This window comes from Microbispora sp. H10949, from assembly GCF_014161435.1.
In the GTDB taxonomy this organism is placed as follows: Bacteria; Actinomycetota; Actinomycetes; order Streptosporangiales; family Streptosporangiaceae; genus Microbispora; species Microbispora triticiradicis.
Genome location: NZ_JABBWZ010000002.1, coordinates 11,025 through 31,015, shown reverse-complemented (window position 1 = coordinate 31,015; position 19,991 = coordinate 11,025). Strand labels below are relative to the sequence as shown.

Annotated in this window: 13 protein-coding genes; 7 read left to right on the top strand and 6 right to left on the bottom strand. The window is 70.6% G+C overall.

Features of this window, described 5'->3' with window-relative positions; translation table 11 throughout:
• Window positions 1-9 precede the first annotated feature (9 nt).
• The 6 genes from HHX40_RS04290 to HHX40_RS04265 form a co-directional block, all read right to left on the bottom strand.
• The gene (locus HHX40_RS04290; RefSeq protein ID WP_220498714.1) at window positions 10-1,401 is read right to left on the bottom strand and encodes an extracellular solute-binding protein; all 1,392 of its coding nucleotides are present in this window, start codon (window positions 1,399-1,401) and stop codon (window positions 10-12) included.
• 110 nt (window positions 1,402-1,511) lie between these two features.
• Window positions 1,512-3,692: an alpha/beta hydrolase-fold protein gene (locus HHX40_RS04285; RefSeq protein WP_182879528.1), complete on the bottom strand. Its 2,181-nt coding sequence runs from the start codon at window positions 3,690-3,692 to the stop codon at window positions 1,512-1,514.
• A 159-nt stretch (window positions 3,693-3,851) separates the two neighbouring features.
• Window positions 3,852-4,847 carry a LacI family DNA-binding transcriptional regulator gene (locus HHX40_RS04280; protein WP_259403314.1) on the bottom strand — a complete coding sequence of 332 codons (996 nt, stop codon included), beginning with the start codon at window positions 4,845-4,847 and terminating at the stop codon, window positions 3,852-3,854.
• 243 nt (window positions 4,848-5,090) lie between these two features.
• Window positions 5,091-7,442: a glycoside hydrolase family 3 N-terminal domain-containing protein gene (locus HHX40_RS04275; RefSeq protein ID WP_220498712.1), complete on the bottom strand. Its 2,352-nt coding sequence runs from the start codon at window positions 7,440-7,442 to the stop codon at window positions 5,091-5,093.
• A gap of 169 nt (window positions 7,443-7,611) precedes the next feature.
• A complete protein-coding gene (locus tag HHX40_RS37545; protein ID WP_182879525.1) occupies window positions 7,612-10,428 on the bottom strand; it encodes an AfsR/SARP family transcriptional regulator in 2,817 nt (938 codons plus the stop codon).
• Entirely contained in the window at window positions 10,373-11,485 is a 1,113-nt protein-coding gene (locus HHX40_RS04265; RefSeq protein WP_182879524.1) for a DMT family transporter, read from the bottom strand. The genes HHX40_RS37545 and HHX40_RS04265 overlap by 56 nt, the downstream gene beginning before the upstream one ends.
• Before the next feature lie 221 nt (window positions 11,486-11,706).
• Here HHX40_RS04265 and HHX40_RS04260 point away from each other — a divergent pair, with 221 nt between their 5' ends.
• From HHX40_RS04260 to HHX40_RS04230, 7 genes are read left to right on the top strand one after another with little or no spacing between them, the layout of a single operon-like run.
• Window positions 11,707-13,464, top strand: coding sequence for a TauD/TfdA family dioxygenase (locus HHX40_RS04260; protein WP_182879523.1), 1,758 nt, complete (start codon window positions 11,707-11,709; stop codon window positions 13,462-13,464).
• A 30-nt stretch (window positions 13,465-13,494) separates the two neighbouring features.
• Window positions 13,495-14,382, top strand: a complete 888-nt coding sequence (locus HHX40_RS04255) for a metal-dependent hydrolase (RefSeq protein WP_182879522.1) — start codon at window positions 13,495-13,497, stop codon at window positions 14,380-14,382.
• Window positions 14,383-14,404: 22 nt separating this feature from the next.
• Window positions 14,405-15,652, top strand: coding sequence for an ATP-grasp domain-containing protein (locus HHX40_RS04250; RefSeq protein WP_182879521.1), 1,248 nt, complete (start codon window positions 14,405-14,407; stop codon window positions 15,650-15,652).
• Complete coding sequence (locus HHX40_RS04245) at window positions 15,649-16,869, top strand: lysine N(6)-hydroxylase/L-ornithine N(5)-oxygenase family protein (protein ID WP_182879520.1); 1,221 nt, start codon at window positions 15,649-15,651, stop codon at window positions 16,867-16,869. The genes HHX40_RS04250 and HHX40_RS04245 overlap by 4 nt, the downstream gene beginning before the upstream one ends.
• Window positions 16,866-17,201, top strand: a complete 336-nt coding sequence (locus HHX40_RS04240; protein ID WP_182877830.1) for a cupin domain-containing protein — start codon at window positions 16,866-16,868, stop codon at window positions 17,199-17,201. Before HHX40_RS04245 ends, HHX40_RS04240 begins: the two co-directional genes overlap by 4 nt.
• Window positions 17,183-18,331: an NAD(P)/FAD-dependent oxidoreductase gene (locus HHX40_RS04235; RefSeq protein WP_182879519.1), complete on the top strand. Its 1,149-nt coding sequence runs from the start codon at window positions 17,183-17,185 to the stop codon at window positions 18,329-18,331. Before HHX40_RS04240 ends, HHX40_RS04235 begins: the two co-directional genes overlap by 19 nt.
• Window positions 18,328-19,968: a class I tRNA ligase family protein gene (locus HHX40_RS04230; protein WP_182879518.1), complete on the top strand. Its 1,641-nt coding sequence runs from the start codon at window positions 18,328-18,330 to the stop codon at window positions 19,966-19,968. The genes HHX40_RS04235 and HHX40_RS04230 overlap by 4 nt, the downstream gene beginning before the upstream one ends.
• The last annotated feature ends 23 nt before the right edge of the window (window positions 19,969-19,991 follow it).

The window sequence follows — 19,991 nt, the reverse complement described above, 5'->3', positions numbered from 1 at the left end:
CCCGTGGTGTCACTGGACGGTGAAGCCTTGCTCCTTGGCGTAGCCGACCACGTCCTCCTGGACGCGGTCGGCCGCCTGCGCACCGGTGATGGAGCCCTCGATGACCGCGCCGATCTGCTTCGTCATGGCATCGAAGTAGTACTGGCCGAACGGGCTGTAGGTCATGCCCTTGTAGGCGTTCGCCGCGGGGACGTAGACCTCCTTGTTCGCCTGCTGGCCGTCGAAGAACGACACCTTCAGATCCACGAACTTCGGATCGTTGAGCGCCTTGAGGTTCAGCGGGAAGATGATCTGGTTGGTCCAGCCGTCGGTGAGCGACTCGTCGTCGGCGTAGAGGCCGTACGCCACCTTCGCCGCGAGTTCGGGGTTCTTCGCCTGACTTGTCACGGAGAAGGCCGACCCGCCCCAGTTCACCTGCACCGGGTTGGCGGGATCCCACTGCGGGAGCGGCGCCACCGCGAACTTGCCGGTGTCCTTGCCCTTGCCGACGCCGGCGCCGGTGAGGTACCCGGGCGCCCAGGCCGCCGAGATGTACGTCGCGTACTTACCGTTGATGACGCCGGAGATGTACTCCGGCGTGAACTGGTCCTGTGTCCCGACCAGGCCCTTCCGCGCGAGGTTCCCCCAGTAGTCCAGGACGTCCTTGGACGCCTGGTCGTTCAGCGCGATACCGATCGACTCGGGCTTCGCCGGGTCGTAGGTGATGGGAGTGGCGCCCTTCTGGATCTGCAGCGCCATCATGACGGCCGGCACGTTCGCGCCCAGGTCGCCGAACAGCGGGCCTCCCGCGTCCTTCACCTTCTGCGCCGCCTGCTCGTACTCGGCCCACGTCTTCGGCGGCGTGATCTTGTACTTGTCGAAGATGTCCTTCCGGTAGATCATCGCCATCGGGCCGCCGTCGACCGGCACGCCGTAGACCGCGCCGCCGATCGAGACGTCCTTCCACGCGCCGTCGCCGTAGTTCGCCTTGACGGCGTCGAAGCCGTACTGCTTGATGTCGACGAGCGCCTTCTGGATCTGGAAGGTCGGGATCCGGTCCGCCTCGATCATGATCACATCGGGCGCGCCGGTGCCCGCCGAGATGGCCGTCTGGAACTTGTCGTACTCGTCGCCGCCCTGGCCGACGTTGGTCCAGCAGACCTGCACCTCGTTGTTCTGCTTGTTGAAGTTGTCGACGACGAGCTGCATGTTGGGGTACCAGCCCCAGAAGGTCACGACCGGCAGGTCCTTCTTGCTGATCGTGTTCGTGCAGTTGCTCGCCTTGTTTCCGGTCGTGTCGTTTCCGCTGTTGCTCGCCCTCGCGCTGCTTTCGCTTCCCGCGGTGGAGGAGCAGGCGGCAAGCACGCACGCCGCGGCGAGCATGGCTGTGGTGGCGAATATTCTCTTCGTCTTCGTTGACATGTTTTCCCCTCCGGGTCCGCGTCCTGTCCTTCGTGCCGGCTCCCGTACGCTGCGGGCACCGCCGGGGCAGGAACGCCCATGCCCCGGCGGCACCGCCTCGTCGGGCCTACCTAGCGCTTGAACAGTCGCGGCGCCAGGTCGATGAGGTTCTTCTGCCACACGTCCCAGCCGTGCGGTCCAGGGGTGACCCCGTCGAACTCGTAGCGGACGCCGAGGTCGTTCATCGTGGTCAGGCCCGCCATGAACGACGGGTACACGAAGTCGGTCACATCGCCGACGTACATGCGCAGCAGCTTGGTCCCGCTGTTGATCGCCGCCACGTCGACGCCGCTGCCGCCGCCGAACCCGGCCGAGAACGCCGCGATGTAGGCGAACCGGCCCGGGTACGCCTTGAGCACCCCGATCGTCTGTCCACCGCCCATCGAGAGGCCGGCCAGGGCCTGCTGCGACGGGTCGCCGGAGATGTTGTAGCGGGCGCGGGCCGCCGGAACGATGTTGTCCAGCAGCTCCTTGTTGAAGTCGGACGTGTTGCCGTTGCCCATCACGACCACCATCGGCACCAGCTTCCCGTCGAGGAAGTGGTGGTCGAGGATCTGCTTGGCGCGTCCCATCTCCACCCAGTCGGTGTAGTTCTGGCCGCCACCGTGCTGGAGGTAGAAGACGGGATACGGCTGCGCGCGGCTCGGGTCGTATCCGGGCGGGGTCCACACCAACGCGGTCCGGTCGGCGTTCGCCACGTTGCTCCGGTACGTCAGGCTCTCCACCTTTCCGCCCTGACCGGCGGGAACGTCCGAGAGCAGGCGTGACCTCTCTCCGGAGATGAAGAAGGTGCTCCAGGTTGGCTCGGTGGTCACCTTCGTCGGGTTCGACACGTCCTTGAACGCGACCCGATCCACGATGATCCGGTAGTAGTAGAACCACGGGTCCAGCGGTCCCACGGTCGCCCGCCACCGGTCGCCGTCGCGGGACATCGGGACGCGCAGCCAGCTCCCGCCGGGAGCGATGTTCGCCCACACGGTGACGTGCTGGGCGTTCTTGAAGTCCGTCGTGGTCTCGAAGGTGACGAAGCGGTCCCGCACGAACGGCGTCGGGGTGGTGCCGGGCGCCGGTGGGTTGAACTCGCCCTTCAGCGGCTCGTGACCGGCGTTCGGACCATGGTCCGGCGCCTTGCGGAACAGCCGCGGGACGAAATCGATCAGGTTCTCCTGCCAGGCGGTCCAGTTCGCCCCGGCGTCGGGGTTGACCCCGTCGAACTCGTACCTGACACGGGCGCGGTCCAGCGCCTTCGTCAGGCGGACGGTGGCGTTGTAGGCGGGGTCGGTCACGTTCCCGGTGTACAGGCGCAGCAGCTTGGCACCGGGGTTCGGCCCGGGACCGGGCCTGCCTCCGGCGATCTCCGTGAGGAGACCCGAGAACGAGCCGGCGTAGGCGAACTGGCCGGCACCGGTCAGAGCGGCGCGCAACGCCTGCGTCCCGCCCTCGGACACACCGGCGATTGCCTGGTGCTCCCGGTCGTGACGGACGCGGTAGGCGTCCCCGACGGCCGTGCGGAGGTCCTTGAGGTCCTTGTCGTCGTCCGGTCCGCGACCGTCGGTGATCACGACCACCATCGGCTCGATGGAACCGCCGGCCGACAGGTTGTCGAGGATCTGCTTGGCACGGCCGAGGTCGAGCCAGTCGGTGGCGCTCGTGTCCGGGCCGGACAGCAGGTAGAGCACCGGAAGCGGCTTGCCGCCCTTGGCCGGGTAGCCCGGCGGGGTCCAGACCAGAGCCGTCCGCTCCTGCGTCCCGGCCCGGTAGGTCAGGGTCTCGACCTTGCCGCCCTGCCCTTCGGGCGCGTCCGCCAGCAGGCGCGCCGAGCCGCCCGCGACGAGGAAGGTGCTCCACAGAGGCTTGGACGCCACGGTGGTGGCGTTCGTCGGGTCCTTGAGACCCTTGGTGTCGTCGCCCGTGACCTGGTAGGAGTACAGCCCCGGCTTGAGCGGGCCGAGGATCCCCGACCAGACGTCGCCCCGGCGGGTCAGGCCGAACTCCGCCCAGGCGGAGGAGGGACCGAAGTTCCCCTCTACGACGACCTGGGACACCTGGCCCACGTTGGTCTGCACATAGGCCGCCGGGACGGTGAACGACGCGTAGCCGTCCTCGGAGACGCTCAGCCAGGGCGTGTCCGCCACCGCGGATCGCGGCGGGAGCAACACCGCCGCGAGTGCCATGACTCCGGCGACGACAGCCGCCGAGAGCCGGCGTACGCCCATCGGACGCACTCTGCCGTGATATAATGACAGTGACATACCGATCTCCTTTGTGGTCGGCAGCGGATTGGGCCCGACTGACCGACCTGATTCATCGGTGGATGTGGTGTGGACCCTGTTCCTGCACCTCCGTCCGTCGCGAGTTCGTTTTCGATTGACCTGACGTCAGGTACGGCCGCATACCGCACCTGTGGGTTGTCAGGGTCTTGTCGTGGTCCTCGGCGGTGCGGTGCTGCCGCGGACCACCAGGCGCGTCGGAAGCAGTATCTGGCGGGGCCCCTCCCACTCATCGGTCACCAGTGATCGCAGCATGCGCGCGGCCTCGTGTCCGAGCCGGTACATCGACTGGTCCACCGTGGTCAGCCCCGGCTCCGCCAGCGCGGCCTCCGGAATGTTGTCGAATCCGACCACCGACAGGTCGCCGGGGACGCTGAGCCCCAGCTCCTTCGCGACCTCCAGCACCTTCAGGGCCATCCCGTCGCTCGCTGCGAAGATCGCCGTCGGACGGTCCGCCCTTCCCAGCAGCTCGCGCGCCAACGGGACCGTGGACTCGGGATTGAAGTCGCCCCTGCCGATCAGGGTGGGGTCGACCGGCACGCCGGCTTCGGTCAGCGCCCTCCGGTAACCCTCCTCGCGCGACCACGCGGCCGCGAGGCTGGAACGGCCCGCGATGAATCCGATCCGGCGGTGCCCCAGGCCCAGCAGATGCTCGACCACTGTGACGGCGCCCGAGAGGTTGTCCGCCGTCACCGACGGCACCGTCGAATCCCGCACCGGATCGATGACCACGACCGGAGTGCTGCTCCGCACCTCGCCCCAGGGCGTGACCACGATGCACCCGTCCGTGAGCGTGCCCGACAGGCGGGTGAGGTGCCGTTGCTCCCAGCCCTCCGAGTACGTCCCGTAGACGGCGCTGTTGGCGTAGACGATCAGATCGAAGCTCGACCGGGCCAACGCCTCCATCACGCCCTTGAGCACCTCGGCCGTATAGGACTGGAAGCTGTGGGTCACCAGACCCAGGACATTGGTACGACTGCGCCGCAGACTCGTCGCCACCAGACTCGACTCGTAGCCCAGCCGCTCGATGGCCGAACGGACCTGCGCGGTGGTGCCGGTGCTGACGCCGTAGCGCCCGTTGACCACCCGCGACACGGTTGCCACGGAGACGCCCGCCAGTCGCGCGACATCGCTCATGGTCACCGGAGCTCCGCCATCGGCCATGCGGCCCTCTCTGTTTGCAATCGTTATCGGTTACGTTTGCGGTTTTTTTAACGTAAGCGACAACGATTGCGAAGACAAGACCCTTTTCGGCCACTCGCCGCGCCGACCGTACGTCCTATAAGGACATGACCAGAATGCGCAGGCAGGCCGGGGCGGACGACCGGGCGGGCGTCCGCCGTGCGCCGCCACGGCTGTCCGTCGCGCATCGGCAGGCCGTCATCCCGGCAGCGGTTCGCCGACGGTGACCGTGCCCGAGTAGGCCTTCCGGACCTCCGGCCGGCCGGAGTCGCCGGTGATGGTGAACGTGCCCGCGAGCGTACGAATATCGGAGGAGAAGCCGACGTACACCTCGATGAGCCCGGTTTCCACCGAGTAGTTCATGTCCCTGTCGTAAAAGCCGAGCTGGCCCGTGGGCAGGTCGAAGCGTACGGCCCTTCGCTGCCCGGGACCGGCGGCGACACGGGCGAAGCTCTTCAACTCCAGCACCGGCCGGGTGACCGTCGCCTGCGGGTCGCGAACGTAGAGCTGGACGACTTCCTCTCCGGCTCGATCACCGATGTTGGCCACGGTGGCCTCCACGGCGACGCTGTCCCCGGCGATCACTTCGGTGCGGTCCAGAGTGACCTGCTCGATGACGAACGGGGCGTACCCCAGGCCGTGACCGAAGCGGTATCGCGGGCTGACGGGCGAGTCGACGTAGTCGCCGTGCCAGTGCGACCGCCCGCCGGACACCTTGTGTCCGTAGAAGACGGGGATCTGGCCCACGGTCCTCGGGTAGGAGATGGGCAGCTTCCCGCTCGGGTTGACCTCGCCGAGCAGCACCTCGGTGATCGCCTGCGCCCCGGTCTGCCCCGGCAGCCAGGCCAGCAGCACCGCGGCGCACTTCTCGTGCAGGAAGTCGCCGCCGACCGGCCGACCGGCGACGAGCACCGCCACCACGGGTGTTCCGGTGGCGACGACGGCTCGGACCAGATCCTCCTGGACGCCGGGAAGCTCCAGGCTCGACCGGTCCCGCGACTCTCCCGTGGTGGCTTGGGTCGTCAACCCCGAACGATCACCCAGGACCAGCACCGCGACGTCGGCGGCCGCGGCGGCCGCGACCGCCTTGTCGAAACCGTCCCTCGACGTGTCGATCACGTCGCACCCGCGCGCGTAGCGCACCCGGTCACCCAGGCGGGCCGTGAGCTCGTCGCGCACCGTGGGGACCCCGTCGGTACTCTCCTCGACCTCGAGGTCGTCCGGCACGGTCATCGTCTGGCCGAGCAGACCCTTCCGCTCGCGCGCCTCCAGCAGCGACTCGACATGCGCCGCGAAGGAGTAGTCACCGAGCAGATGCCGGGCGCTGTCGGCGTTCGGCCCGATGAGGGCGACCGTTCCGGTGCCCGGCCGGAGCGGCAGGACGCCGTCGTTCTTGAGCAGGACGAGGCTGCGGCGAGCCACCTCTAGCGCCACCTCCCGGTGCCGCTCGGCGTTCACCGCCACCGCGGCCTCGTCCACGTAAGGGTTCTCGAACAGGCCGAGCTCGAACTTGTGCCGGAGCACCCGCGAGACCGCTTCGTCCAGTCGCCCTTCACTGATCTCGCCGGCGTCCAGGGCGCCAGCCAGCGCCTCCGCGTACGCGTCCGTGGCCGGAAGCTCGACGTCGGTGCCCGCGGTGAGTGCCAGAGCCGCCGCTCGCCGCTTGTCCTCGGCGAAGTGGTGATACGAGTGGAGATCGTCGACGGCGAAGTAGTCCGACACGACGGTCCCCGCGAAGCCCCACTCTCCTCGGAGGACATCGCCGAGGAGCTCACGGTTGGCATGGCAGGGAATCCCGTCCAGCTCGTGGTAGCCGGCCATCACCGACTGAAGGCCCGCCTCGCGGACCGCCGCCTCGAACGGATGGAGATACACCTCCCGCAGCAGACGAGGCGGCAGGTGCGCCGGCGCCCAGTTCAGCCCGCCCTCGGACGCCCCGTAACCGACGAAGTGCTTGGCCGTCGCGACGACGCCCTCCGCGAGAGAAGCACCCTGCAGGCCCCGGATGAACGCCACGCCCATGCGGGCCACCAGGTACGGATCCTCCCCATAGGTCTCCTCCGTCCGGCCCCAGCGCGGATCCCGCACCACGTCCAGCACCGGCGAGAGCCCCTGATGGCTTCCCGTCGCGCGCATCCGCGCACGGACGGCATCCGCCAGCAGCCGGTTGAGCTCCGGCTCCCAGGTGCTCGCGACACCGATCGCCTGAGGGAAGATGGTCGCCTCCCGCGCCATCAACCCGGAGCACACCTCCTCGTGGACGATCGCCGGGATCCCCAGCCGGGTCTCCGTCACCAGGAAGCGCTGGATCTCATTTGTCACCCGCGCCACCTGCTCCGCCCTGAGACTTGTGGCTCCCGCGACACGGGTCACGTGCCCCAAGCCGTGCCGGAGGACCGGCCGCGCCCGCTCGGCCGAAAACCGCCCGCCCTCCATCAGCGAGAACGCCCAGGCGCTCCCCAGCTGTGCGAGCTTCTCCTCCCGGGTCATCCGGGCCAGCAGATCCGTCACGCGCTCCCCGACGGCAGCGGCCGGATCGGTGTAGGTCACTGCCGGCTCCGGACTCACAGCGGTCATCCGGTACCCCAATCACGCCTTGATCAAGTGGATCCCGTGCCTACCGCAAACGTGATCGATAACGTTTGCAATACAAAGATCGCTGATCGGCTTCGCGATGTCCAGAGTCCGCATCCGAGACCCGGCACCCCGGCCGGGCCGGTCACGGGTGGGCCGCGGTCTCGGGTTCGCCGAGCCAGGTGGGGGTGATGCCGAGATTCCGGCAGATGGCCTCGGCGAGGGCGAAGGACTCGGCCGCCTCCTCCGTCCTCCCCCGGCTGCCGGCGACCCGTCCGAGGTGGTGAAGCACGTCGGCCTCGACGATCCGCTCCCCCGCCGCCCTCGCGTGCGCCAGGGCGAGGGTGAGAATGCGGTGCGCGGTGTCCCATCGCGTCAGGGCGGCCCACGCCCGGCCCATGCCGTACAGGGCGTGGGCCATGCCGACCTGGTCGTCGATGGCCTGGCAGAACTCGTGGACGCGCTCGAACCGGGGCAGGGCCTCGGCCGGTTCGCCGCACTCCAGGCTGAGCTCGCCGAGCCGGTAGTTCACCTGCTGGGCCAGGCGGGCGCCCTGCGCCTTCTGCGCCATCTGCAGGGCCTGCTCCAGATTGATCCGGGCCTCTTCGTGGTTGCCGAGCTGGAGATGGATCTGCCCGATCTGACGGAGCACGAGTGCTTCGTTGCCGACGTCGCCGAGCGCGCTGAGGGCGGCGGCGCTGCGCCGGGCGCGGGAGAGGGCGTCCTGGAGCCGGCCCCCGAGACGGTCGAGTACGGCCAGCTTGTGCTCGGTGATGGCCTCGGCGTGCCGGTCGCGCAGCGCCGTGAAGATGGTGGCGGCCTGCCCGATGAAGTTCGCCGCCGCACCGTAGTCGTGTCTGTGCAGGCTGAGCTCGCCGAGCTCGGCGAGGATGACCGCCTCGCCGCGGCGGTTGCCGGCGGCCCTGGTGGCGTCGAGGGCGATCTCGTGCGTCTGCTCCCACTCGTCGTGGTGTTTGCGGACCTCCAGGAGAGGTGCGGCGGTCACCGCGAGATCCCAGCAGAGGTCGTCGAAGTCCAGGTGCGCCGCCTGGCGGACCGCTCCCTGGATGTTCGGCAGTTCGGCCTCGCACCAGGTGACGGGATCGACGACGATCTCCCTGAGGTGCTCCTCCGTCATCGGCCGCCGCCGGGCCATGCCGTGCAGCACCAGGTGGTCGTGGCCCGCGAGCTGGGTGTGGGCGTACTCGGTCACCGTCAGCAGGGCTCCGATGGCCCGCTCCAGCGCGGCGCGCACCTCGGCGCAGGGGAGCTGCGCCTGCGCCTGCTGCCGGGCGAAGATGCGGACCAGGTCGTGCAGGCCGTACCGGGGCTGGCCGTGGTCTCCGGCCGCCACGGTGACCAGGTGGCTGTGGGCGAGCTGGTCCAGGAGGTCCTCGGCCTCCCTGAGCGGGCAGTCCAGCAGCGCCGACGCCGCCCATTCCTCGTATTCGACGAGGTCGAGACTGCCGAGCAGCATGAGAAGGAGCCTGGCCCGCGGCCCCAGGGCCGCGTAGGAGAGCATCAGGTTGGCGCGCACGTCCAGTTCGCCGTGCACGAGTTCGTCGAGCCGATGGTGCTCTCCGGCCAGCCGGTCGACCATGCGGCGTACGGGCCAGTGCGGCCGGGCGGCGAGCCGCGCGCCCGCGATGCGCAGCGCGAGCGGGTGCCGCCCGCACAGGCGGACGAGCCGCGCGCCGGCCTCCGGGCTGCTCCTCATGCGGTCGTCGCCGAGCATCCGCTGCAGGAAGTCGATCGCCTGCTCCTCGGTGAAGGACTCGAGCTCCAGCCGCCGTATGCCCGGAACGGCGGTGAGGCGGTGCCGGCTCGTGATCAGGACGGCGCAGCCGCTCGTGCCCGGGATGAGCGGCATCACCTGGCTCTCGTCCGCGGCGTCGTCGAGGATCAGCAGCGCACGTCGCTCCGAGAGCACCTCCCGGAGCATCGCGCTGCGTTCCTCGATGTGCTCGGGCAGCCGGTGGTCGGGCACTCCCAGGGTGCGCAGCGAGCCGGCCAGCGCGACGCCCGGCGGGATGCGGCGCGCCGCCTCGGCCCCGCGGAGCGGCACGAAGATCTGCCCGTCCGGAAAGTCCTCCCGCAACCGGTGGGCGACGTGTACGGCCAGGGTGGTCTTGCCCGCGCCTCCCCGGGCGGACACCGCCACGATCGACGGGCCGACCCGGTCACCGGAGGTCAGCCAGCGGGTGATCCGCGCGATCTCCTCGGCCCGGCCGGTGAAGTCGGGGGTGTCGGCCGGGAGGTTGCACGGGCGCGGCGAGGCGGCGGCGGGTTCCTCGCCCGGCGACACGGCCTCCCGCAGGATCGCCTGTTCCTGTTCCCGCAGCTGCGGGCCGGGCTCGATGCCGAGCGACTCGACGAGGAGGGCGCGCGTGTCCCGATAGAGCTGCAGCGCCTCCGCCTGGCGGCCCGACCGGTGCAGCGCCTCCATCAACCGGCCGCGCAGCGACTCACGCAGCGGGAACTCCTCGACGAGCTGGACCAGGACGGGGATCATGTCCGCGTGCCGGCCGAGCGCGAGTTCGTGCTCCACCCACTGACCGACGGCGGTGAACCGCTGCTCCTCCAGCACCGCGGCCTCCGTACGCAGCGCGGGGCAGTCGTCGAGCCCCGCGAAGGGCACGCCGGTCCACTCGTCCAGCGCCCCGCGGAGGATCTCCGCCGCCCGCGCGACATCGCCGCCGGCGGCCGACTCCTCGCTCCTGGCGACCAGCGCGGAGAACCGCAGGGCGTCCACCTCGGCCGGCCGTACGTGGAGGAGGTAACCGCGGTCGACGCGGGTGATGCGGTGCGGGTCGCCCAACGTCGTCCGGAGGCCGCGGATGTAGGCGCGCAGGTTCGCGGCCGCGGACGCCGGCGGGTCCGACGGCCACAGCCCGTCGATCAGCCGGTCATCCGGTACGGCGGTGTTCGGACAACAGAGCAGGAGGGCCAGGAGCGTTCGCACCTTCTGGCCCTTCAAGGGGACCGGGGAGCCATTCGCCGTCAGCTCCAGCGGTCCGAGTATGCGGAACCGCAGATCTGGGTGCTGCTCTCCCCCGGCCATGGCGGGTAAATACTATGTCAAAACCCTGCGGCCGGCCGGTGAATATGCTTCGCCCCCACTTCAGCGACACGCGGGACGGCTTGACGTCCATGAGAAGCACGCCGAGCACCATGGTCGCGGCGCCCGCCCAGCCCAGCGGCGTCAAACGATCTCCCGCGAGCCAATATCCGAAGACGCCGGCGAAGACGGGTTCCATCCCGAGGATGACGGACACCCGGGTCGGCGAGGTGCGCCGTTGCGCGTACGCCTGAACGAAATAGGCGAAGGCGCTGGCGGCCAGCCCGGTGAACGCGATCGCGCCCCAGGCGTCCCATTCGCCGGGCAGGCGGAAATCCTCCTTGATCAGCGCGATGCACAGGGCGACCGTTCCGCACGTCCCCAGTTGCACCGCGACCAGGGCTCCCGTGGGGAAACGGCGGACCGCCCGGTCCATGGCGATGATGTGCAGCGCGAAGCAGAGGCTCGATGCCAGGGTGAGCGCGTCGCCCAGCGGGTGGAAGGCCCCGCCGTAACCCGAGAGGAGCAGCAGGCCCAGGGCGGCGGTCGCGATGCACAGGGCGCTCCAGCGGGTGACCCGCTGACGAAGGAGCAACGCGGCCATGAGCGGGGTGAACACGATGTAGAGACCCGTGATGAAGCCCGAGTTGGACGCGGTCGTGTACGTGAGACCGATCGTCTGGAACGCGTACCCGCCGACCAGCAGCAGGCCCAGACCCGCCCCGACGCCCCATCCCGTACGTGAGAGCCGGCCGATCTGCGCGGCGTACGGCACGGCCACCACACCGGCCGCCAGCAGAAAGCGGAGAGCCACGAACGACCACGGCGGCACGTTTTCGATGGCGTCCTGAATTACGACGAAAGTAAGCCCGAAAACGGCGGCGACCACGACGAGACCCGACTCCGCCATCCATGCGGCCGGCGCGTCCGTCTTCCGCGCGGCGGGCTCTTCGATCGACATCAACGGTTTCCTCCGGGCGACGTGCTGGGACACGAGGCTAAGCGGCCGTTGTATAAGCGCCGTATATGCGGCGCGCACGGTCGCGATGCCCGGTCGCCCGGCACAGGCCCGGAAAGCCTCTGCCGTTATACGAGGAATGTACAGAAATTCGAACTTCGTCCTCTAGCCTCTCCGATGGACGCGAAGTCTCACCTCGCGAAGTCTCACCTGGAGGATCCGACATGGTGATCGGTATCGATCTGGTGCACGCTGCGGTGTGGAGGTTCGACATTCAGCGGAAATCGGGAGCCGGCCGGGCCGCCGACTTCTCCGAAGTCAGCGTCGTCGCCGACCTCGGGGAATTGGCCGTCGACCTTCTCGGGGGAACGGTGGCCGCTCTCGAGAACGGGTTCGAAGGGGACGCGCTCAAGGACCTGGGCCTCGTGCTCGTTCCCGCTCCGGGCGTCGACGGAACGGTCTTCACTCCCGGGGAGTGCGAGGCCCTCGACCGATACGTCCAGGAGGGGGGCGCGGTGCTGATCCTCGGGGACGGGGAGTGGCCGCAGCCGCCCCAGGGCCCCGCCCCGTTCGGGTTCGCCTCGGGTGATCTCGCGATCGGCGACCCCGCGGATCCGGCGCAGCCCCACGTGCGGCCCTACCAGTTCCCGGCCGAGGTCACCGGTGCGCACCCCGCGCTGGAAGGCGTCACCCGGGCGTACCTCTACCGGCCCAAGCCCGTCAGCGCCCGCTTCCCGCTGACCGGCCTGGTGGAGAAGGACGGCCAGATCTTCCTGGGGGTCGCGCGTCACGGGGCGGGCAGGGTCGCCGTGGTGGGCAACGCCGAGATGTTCGCGCGCCCCTTCCTCGGCCGCGAGGACAACGCGCGGCTCCTGCTCAACCTGCTCTCCTGGCTGCTGGACGGCCGGCACCAGGGGTCGGCCGCCGACCTGGCGGCCGAGGTGACCGGCGCCTACCGGTTCTCCGGCCGGGACTTCTCCCCCACGGAGAACCTGAAGAACGAGCCCGGGCCGCACGTCGTCGACGCCGGTGTCTACGCCCACCTGTTCACCGGGCTCGCCGACGGGTTCCTCCGCGACTCGGAGACCGACGAGGAGGCGTTCCTCCGCGAGGCCGAACTGCGGTTCCACGAGATGCCGCGCGTCGTCAGGCAGGCGGTGAGCCGGTTCCGTCAGCACGGCACCGACTCGGGCGTCCTGCTGGTGAAGGGCCTGCCCGTGGACCCCGCGCTTCCCCCCACCCCCGCCGACCCGAAGGCGCGGGTCCGCTTCGCCAGTCCGCTCAGCGAGCTGTGGCTGGCGGCCTTCGCGCAGGCGCTGGGCGAGCCCATCGGCTACCGCCAGGAGAAGAACGGTCTGCTGTTCCAGAACGTGGTGCCGACGCCCCACAACGCCGCGAAGCTCTCCTCCGAGAGCTCGGCCATCCTGCTCGACTACCACACCGAGACGGCGTTCCACCCCTTCATGCCCGACTACGTGCTGCTGCACTGCCTGCGGCCCGACCACGACGGGGCGGCCAAGACGATCAGCGCCAGCCTGCGGATGGCCCTGCCCCGGTTGAGTCTCCGCGAGCGGGCGATCCTCAGCGAGCCCCTCTACCGGACCGGGATCGACTACTCGTTCGGCAGCTCGCACGGCACGAAGGGCAACGGGCCGCTGCTGCGCGTGCTCTACGGCGACCCCTTCGATCCCTATCTCACCGTGGACCCCGACCTCATGATGGGGATCGTGCCCGAGGCGGACGCCGCCCTGAAGCGGCTGCACGCGGTGCTCCACGAGGTCAGGCGGTGGGTGTGCCTCGACACGGGAGACCTGCTGATCGTCGACAACCGCAGGGCGGTCCACGGCCGCTCGGAGTTCACTCCCAGATACGACGGCCGGGACCGATGGCTCCAGCGCGTCTGCGTGGTCCGGGACCTCGTTCCTTCCGCCGGACACCGGAGACTGCGCGGCCGTATCATCGACACCGCGTTCGCCGTCTGATCCCTTTTATGTAAGGACAAGGACCGCGCCATGGGCGAAACCACTTCGGCCCCGAGCACCGTCGTCCTGTTCCCGCAGGGCGTGAGCGTCTGTGAGGCCACCGTCGTCCTCGCGGAGGCCGCCGGCGACGAGGGCCCGGTCGTGATCGTCACCGACCGGACGCCGTTCCACCCGCTCGACCACACCTGGCCCGACCAGCCGGGCGACCGGGGCACCATCACGCTCGGGCGTCGGGAGCACGCCGTCGTGGACGCCGTCACGATGGCGGTCGGGCCCGACGGCACGCTGCACCGGGCGGAGGAGATCCCCGCCCGCCGTACGGACCCGGGCTGGTCCTTCCTGGTCGGTCACGTCCTCGAGACGCCGCCGGACGGGAGCCCGGCGGATCTCGTCGGCGAACAGGTGGGCCTCGCGGTGGACGTGGCGCGGCGATCGAGCCTGAGCGCCGCGCACACCGCCTGCCACCTGATGTCCCTCGCCCTGAACATGGAGCTGCGCGACCTGTGGCGCAAGGTCCCGCGTACGGACTGCCTCGGCAGCCCCGACTTCGACCAGGCGGCGATCACGCGGTCGAGCATCACCCCGTGGGAGAGCGTCGACCGCTACCGCCTCGGCAAGTCGCTCCGCAAGGCGGGCTTCGACGCCGAGGCCCTCCCCGGACGGCTCGACGCAGTACGCGAGGGCGTCACGGCCCGGCTGTCGGAGTGGATCGCCGCCGGCGGGCGGATCACGATCGACACCGAGGGGCCCTGGATCAACTCCCGCCGCTGGTGGGGTTGCGAGCTGCCCCCGGGTCCCGCACGACTCCCCTGCGGTGGCACGCACCTGGGGAATCTCGGCGAGCTGGCCTCGATCGACGTGCGGATAGTGATCGGAGAGGGGGAGCTGGTAGTCAACACTACGGCCAAGCAGTCATGAACCCGGAAGTGGAGGTCAGTCCGTGTTCGATCCGGTCGGCTCGTCCGTCCTCGTCGTAGAACCGGTCTCCGGCGGCGCAGACGTCGCCCGGCTCGCGCACCACCTCGGCATGACAGTTGTGATCGCCTCGCAGGACGTGGGCGACTGCGAGATCCCGGCGGAGCTGAGGAAGATCGCCTCAGTGGTGCTCACCGTCGACACCAACGACGAGCAGACGTTGTTCGACGTGGTCGCCGAGCACCACGAGCGCGAACCGCTCGCCGCGGTGCTCCCGGGATGCGATTTCTACGTGGCCACGACGGCCAGGCTCGCGGCGCGTCTGGGCCTGCCCGGCCTGCCGGTCGAGACCGTGGACGCCGTACGCAACAAGGCGCGCATGCGCGAGCGGGTCGCCGCCGCCGGGCTGCGCACGCCGCGCTTCGCCGAGGCGTCCTCCCCGGAGGCCCTCCGTACGGCGGCGGAGATCGTCGGCTTCCCGAACGTCATGAAGCCGGTCGAGTCCTCCGGCAGCATCCACGTGAGCAGGGCCGACGACTGGGCGCAGCTCGCCGCCGCCTACGCCGCCCTGACCGGCGACCGGGAGCTCGACCTCGGCCGCCCGATGGGGCACACCGTCGTCGTCGAGCAGTACGTCGCGGGTGAGGAGGTCAGCGCCGACGGCTACGTCGAGAACGGCCGGGCCACCGTCGTCGCGATCACCAGGACGGTCCTCGGCGCCGAGCCGCGGTTCGTCGAGCTGGGGCACCTGACGCCGGCCGACCTCCCGGACGACGTGACGAAGGAGGTCGTCGCGTACACGGAACAGGTGGTCCGGGCGCTGAACGTGACCGCCGGGCCGTTCCACTGCGAGGTGCGGCTGAGCGACGAGGGCCCGGTCCTGATGGAGCTCGGCGCCCGGTTGCCGGGCGACGGGATCCCCGAGCTGATCCGGCTCGCCACCGGAACCGACCTCGCCGCGGTCATGCTCGCGGCGGGGCTGGGCGTCGGCGCCGCGGAGCTGCCGGCGTTCGGCCCGCCCGCCGCGCCGTACGCCGCCGTACGGTTCCTCACGGCCGACGGCCTGCACTCCTACAGCAGGATCCTCGGCTGGGACGAGCTCGACGGCCGGCCGGACGTCATCGGCAAGCAGCTGTTCATCCCGCCCGGCACGCCTATTCCCCAGACCGGCGACTGCCGTTCGCGGCTCGCCTGCGTGCGCTACACCGCGGAGTCGTACGAGGCCGTCCAGGCGTTCTGGAAGAGCCTGGACGACCTGGCGGTGCTCCCGTGAGCGACGTCCTGGACTACGCGGCGGTGGGGGTCGGCCCCGCCAACCTGAGCCTGGCGGCCCTCGGCGCCGACGTGGACGACCTGCGGAGCGTGCACTTCGAGGCGCGCCCCGACTTCTCCTGGCACCCCGGCCTGCTGCTGCCCGAGGCGACCCTCCAGGTCTCGCCGCTCAAGGACCTGGTCACGCTGGTCGACCCGACGAGCCGTTACTCGTTCCTCGCCTTCCTCGCCAACGAGGGCAGGTTGTACCAGTTCCTCACCGCGAAGTTCCCGGCCGTCCTGCGCGCCGAGTTCGACCAGTATCTCCAGTGGGCCTCCCGGAGCATCCCGTCCATCGAGTTCGGCACCGAGGTGCGCGGCGTCCGGGTGCGTGACGGGCACTTCGTCCTCGACACGGGACACGGCGAGGTCACCGCGCGGAACGTGGTGCTCGGGACCGGCCAGGCGCCGTTCGTCCCCGGCTTCCTGCGCCCCCACCTGTGCGCCGACGTGTTCCACGCCGAGGAGTTCCTGTCACGGCCGCGGGAGCTGCCCGACCGCGCCGTGACGGTGATCGGCGGCGGGCAGTCGGGGGCGGAGATCGTCCGCCACCTCATGCGTCTCGACGTGCCCCCGCGCAGCATCACCTGGATCACCCGCAGGCCCGGCTTCCTGCCGATGGACGACTCCCCCTTCACCAACGAGTACTTCTTCCCGGCGTACGCGCGGGAGTTCCATGGGCTGCCCCAGACCCACAAGCAGGAGCTGCTGGCCGAGCAGAAGCTCGCGAGCGACGGGATCGACCTCGCGACGCTCCAGGACGTCTACCGCGAGCGCTACCGGCACGAGTGCCTGCTGGGCCGCAAGGACTGGCTCCGCCTGATGCCCCGGTCGGAGGTCACCGGCTGCGCCCGGCTCTCCGACGGCTGGGAGCTGGAGGTGAGTGGCCCGCACGCCTCGGTCGTCCGGTCCGACGTCGTGGTCCTCGCGACCGGGTACGAGTACCGCCTTCCGGACTGCATGAGCGAGCTCGCCCCCCACCTGGCCAGGTCCCCCGAAGGGCTGGTGGTCGGCGACGACTACGCGCTGTCGCTGGACCTGCGGACCTCGGGCCGCGTCTTCCTGCAGAACGGCGCCCGGCACACCTGGGGCATCGCCGACCCCAACCTCAGCCTGCTGGCCTGGCGCAGCGCGGTCATCCTCAACGCGATTCTCGGTTACCGGAGGTACAACACATGAGCCTCCCCCGGCTCGGCTTCGAGGCGCTGCCGCGCGAGTTCGAGGAGCTGGACGAATGGGCCGCGCTCCTCGGGCCGTTCGACGGCGACCGTCCCTTCTCCATGGCGCGCTTCACGGTGGCCGCCGGCGGCGCGACGCCGCCCGACAGCCACGCCGTGAAGGAGATCTGGCTGATCCTCGACGGCGCGGGAACCGTCCGCTACGAGGACCGGCCGTACGAGGTCGGCAAGGGCGATCTGCTGGGTTTCGCGCCCTTCGCCGAGCACGTGGCGATGGCGGACCGCGGCGTCCCGCTCTCCGTGCTGTCGATCTGGTGGGGCACGACCGGATGACCGGCGCGATCCCGGACTTCGACCTCGCGGTCGTCGGAGCCGGCGTCGTCGGCGCCATGACGGGTCACCTCGCCCTGGAGCGGGAACCGGGCCTGCGCGTACTCACGGTGGACCAGCTCCCCCTGAACCAGGGCGGCCTCAACGCGACGGGCCTGTCGGCGGGGCTCGACGTGCCGACGGGGCGGGACGTGCGGCAGCGCGAGCTCGCGGCGCGGAGCACCGCCCTCTACCGGCGGCTCCTGGCCACGCGGCCCGGCCTGCCCGTCCGTTCCCTCGACACCTTCTGGCTGCTGGCGCGCGGCAACGTCGGCCGTCTCCGCGAGACGATGGCCGGCCCTGTCCTGGAGGAGGCCGACCCGGACGCCCTCGACGGCGTCTTCCCCGGGCTGCGCCCGTCCGGCGACCGGGTCCTGCTCCGTTCCGGCGGCTCCTGGCGCGCCGACGTCGCCGGGCTGACCCGCGCTCTCCTCGACGAACAGCGGGGCCGCTCCGGCTGCGCCGTCCGGGAGGACGAGGAGGTCACCTCCCTGCGGCCGTACGGGGACGGGTTCCTCCTGGCCGGCGAGGGCGGACGGCCGCTCGCGCGGTGCCGTACGGCGGTCGTCGCCACCGGTCCGTGGGCCCTGCACGGACCGTTCGGCGAGCGGATGCGGGCGGCCGGCCTGCGGATCAAGAAGGTCGCCGCGTTCCACCTGGACCTCCGGCCCGCCGACGACGCGCCCGTGCTGATCTTCGAGGACGACGACGCGTTCCTGCTGCCGCAGCCGGAGAGCGGCCGCTGGCTCTTCAGCTTCACCTCCCAGGAGTGGGGCGGCTCTCCGGTCCTGAGGCCGGCCGCCCTGAGCGGCGGGGACTACAGCGAGGCGGTGCGCGTCCTGCGCCGGTACGCTCCGTCGCTGGCCGGGGCGATCTCCGGCGGGCGTGCCTTCTACGACGGCTACACCCGCGACCGGCTGCCGCTGGTCGAGCCGGTGCCCGATCACCCCGGCGTCGTGATCGCGGCCGGCGGCAACGGTTCCGGCTTCCGCCTGGCGCCCGCGATCGCGGAACGAGCCCTCGGTCTTCTCACCCCCGGTCACCTGAACCCCCCGTCACTTGGAACCCAGTCACTTGGAAGTGGTCGCTCATGAGCACTCGCTCCACGGGCCTCATCCGGAACGCGGGCACCCTCCCCCCGCGCCGCTACCTGCTGGTCCCGCCCGAGCCGACCCCCAACGGACGGCTCCACCTGGGGCACATCGCCGGGCCCTACCTGCGGTCGGACATGCTCAGCCGGTTCGCCCGCATGAGGGGCGACCTGCCCCTCACGATCACCGGGATCGACGTCTACGAGCCGTACATGACGCTCAAGTCGGCCGTCGACGGCCGCCCCGAAGGTGAGATCGCCGCCGAGTACCACGCGCTCATCGCCGAGGACCTCGCCGCGATGGACATCGGCCTCGACGCGTTCATCAACCCGGCCGAGGAGCCGTGGCGTGCGGCGTTCGAGGACGAGGTGGCGGGCTGCCTCCGGCGGCTGCGGGAGCGGGGCGCGGTGACGACGCTGCGCGAGCGGGTCCCCTACAGCCCCGCGGCGGGGCGGTTCGCCGTGGGCCCCTGGCTCTCCGGCCGGTGCCCGGACTGCGGCGCCGACGCGGGCAGCTACTTCTGCGAGTCCTGCGGAGGCCACTTCCGCCCCGAGAACCTGCGCGACCCCGAGGGCACGAACGGGGTGGGCCCGCTCCAGTGGCGGGAGATCACCTCGCTGTTCCTGCGCCCGGCGGACCCGCACGACCTGGGGGCGCGGATGGCCGGCATCGGGGTCCCGGCGCGTTACCAGGAGACGGTGAAGCGCTACCTGAGCCGCGAGGGCGGGATGGTCCGCGTCAGCGCCCCGGAGAGCTGGGGGATCCCGCTGGACCAGGTGGACCCCGGCGTGCCGCGGACGCTCTTCCCGTACGCCGGGATCTTCATGTTCGCCCGGCTGACCGGCGCCGTCCACGGCTCGCTGAGCGGCACCGGCGTGAACGCGTTCGACCCGGGCTCGGACGTCGTCACGGTCACCAGCCTCGGCGTCGACAACGTGGTCCCCACACTCGTCTGCATCGTCGGCACGTCGCTGCTCCACGGGGACATGAAGACCTACGACCGCACGCTGATCAACGAGTTCTACGGGCTCGAAGGGGAGAAGTTCTCCACCAGCAGGGGCCACGTCATCGGGGCCGCCGACATCGCCGGCACCCCGAACGTCGACGTCGACGCCGTGCGGTACTTCCTCGCCGGGACCCGGCTGGAGGAGCGCCGGGAGAGCATGGAGCCGGAGTCGTTCGTCGAGACGGTCAACCGGCGCCTGGCGGACGGCCTGACGCCCCTGCTGGAAAGAGCCCGCCGTACGCTCGCCGGGGTCTCCGTTCCGGAGGCGATCTCGGACGGGCAGCTCGCGCGGCTGGAGGCGCTGCTGGAGCGGCAGCAGTCGGCGCTGGACGGCCCGGTCGTCTCGACCTCCCAGGCGCTGGAGGCCTTCGACGCCTGGTGGCGGAGCGTCGCCGACCTCGAAGAGAGCGCCTACTGGTGGCTGAAGGGCGTGAGCGTCCTCGGATTCCCGATCATGCCCCGGATGGGCCGCCGTATCTGGGAGGATCTCGGCGGGGTGGGAGAACCCCGGCTGGAGGAGTTCCTGGCCCCGACGCCACCGCGCGAGGCCACGGCCCCTCTGGGGTTCGGCGCGATCAGCATCGGCGACCTCGTGCCGGTCCTGCCCGCCACCTCGCGGTACGCCCTGGCCTGACCCCTGCCCCCTGTCACTTCGAC

Excerpts from the sequence above, each read along its gene's own strand:
- HHX40_RS04230 (WP_182879518.1), top strand. The coding sequence starts at position 18,328 with ATGAGCACTCGCTCCACGGGCCTCATCCGGAACGCGGGCACCCTCCCC.
- HHX40_RS04290 (WP_220498714.1), bottom strand. The coding sequence starts at position 1,401 with ATGTCAACGAAGACGAAGAGAATATTCGCCACCACAGCCATGCTCGCC.
- HHX40_RS04240 (WP_182877830.1), top strand. The coding sequence starts at position 16,866 with ATGAGCCTCCCCCGGCTCGGCTTCGAGGCGCTGCCGCGCGAGTTCGAG.
- HHX40_RS04280 (WP_259403314.1), bottom strand. The coding sequence starts at position 4,847 with ATGAGCGATGTCGCGCGACTGGCGGGCGTCTCCGTGGCAACCGTGTCG.
- HHX40_RS04255 (WP_182879522.1), top strand. The coding sequence starts at position 13,495 with ATGGGCGAAACCACTTCGGCCCCGAGCACCGTCGTCCTGTTCCCGCAG.
- HHX40_RS04285 (WP_182879528.1), bottom strand. The coding sequence starts at position 3,692 with ATGTCACTGTCATTATATCACGGCAGAGTGCGTCCGATGGGCGTACGC.
- HHX40_RS04260 (WP_182879523.1), top strand. The coding sequence starts at position 11,707 with ATGGTGATCGGTATCGATCTGGTGCACGCTGCGGTGTGGAGGTTCGAC.
- HHX40_RS04265 (WP_182879524.1), bottom strand. The coding sequence starts at position 11,485 with ATGTCGATCGAAGAGCCCGCCGCGCGGAAGACGGACGCGCCGGCCGCA.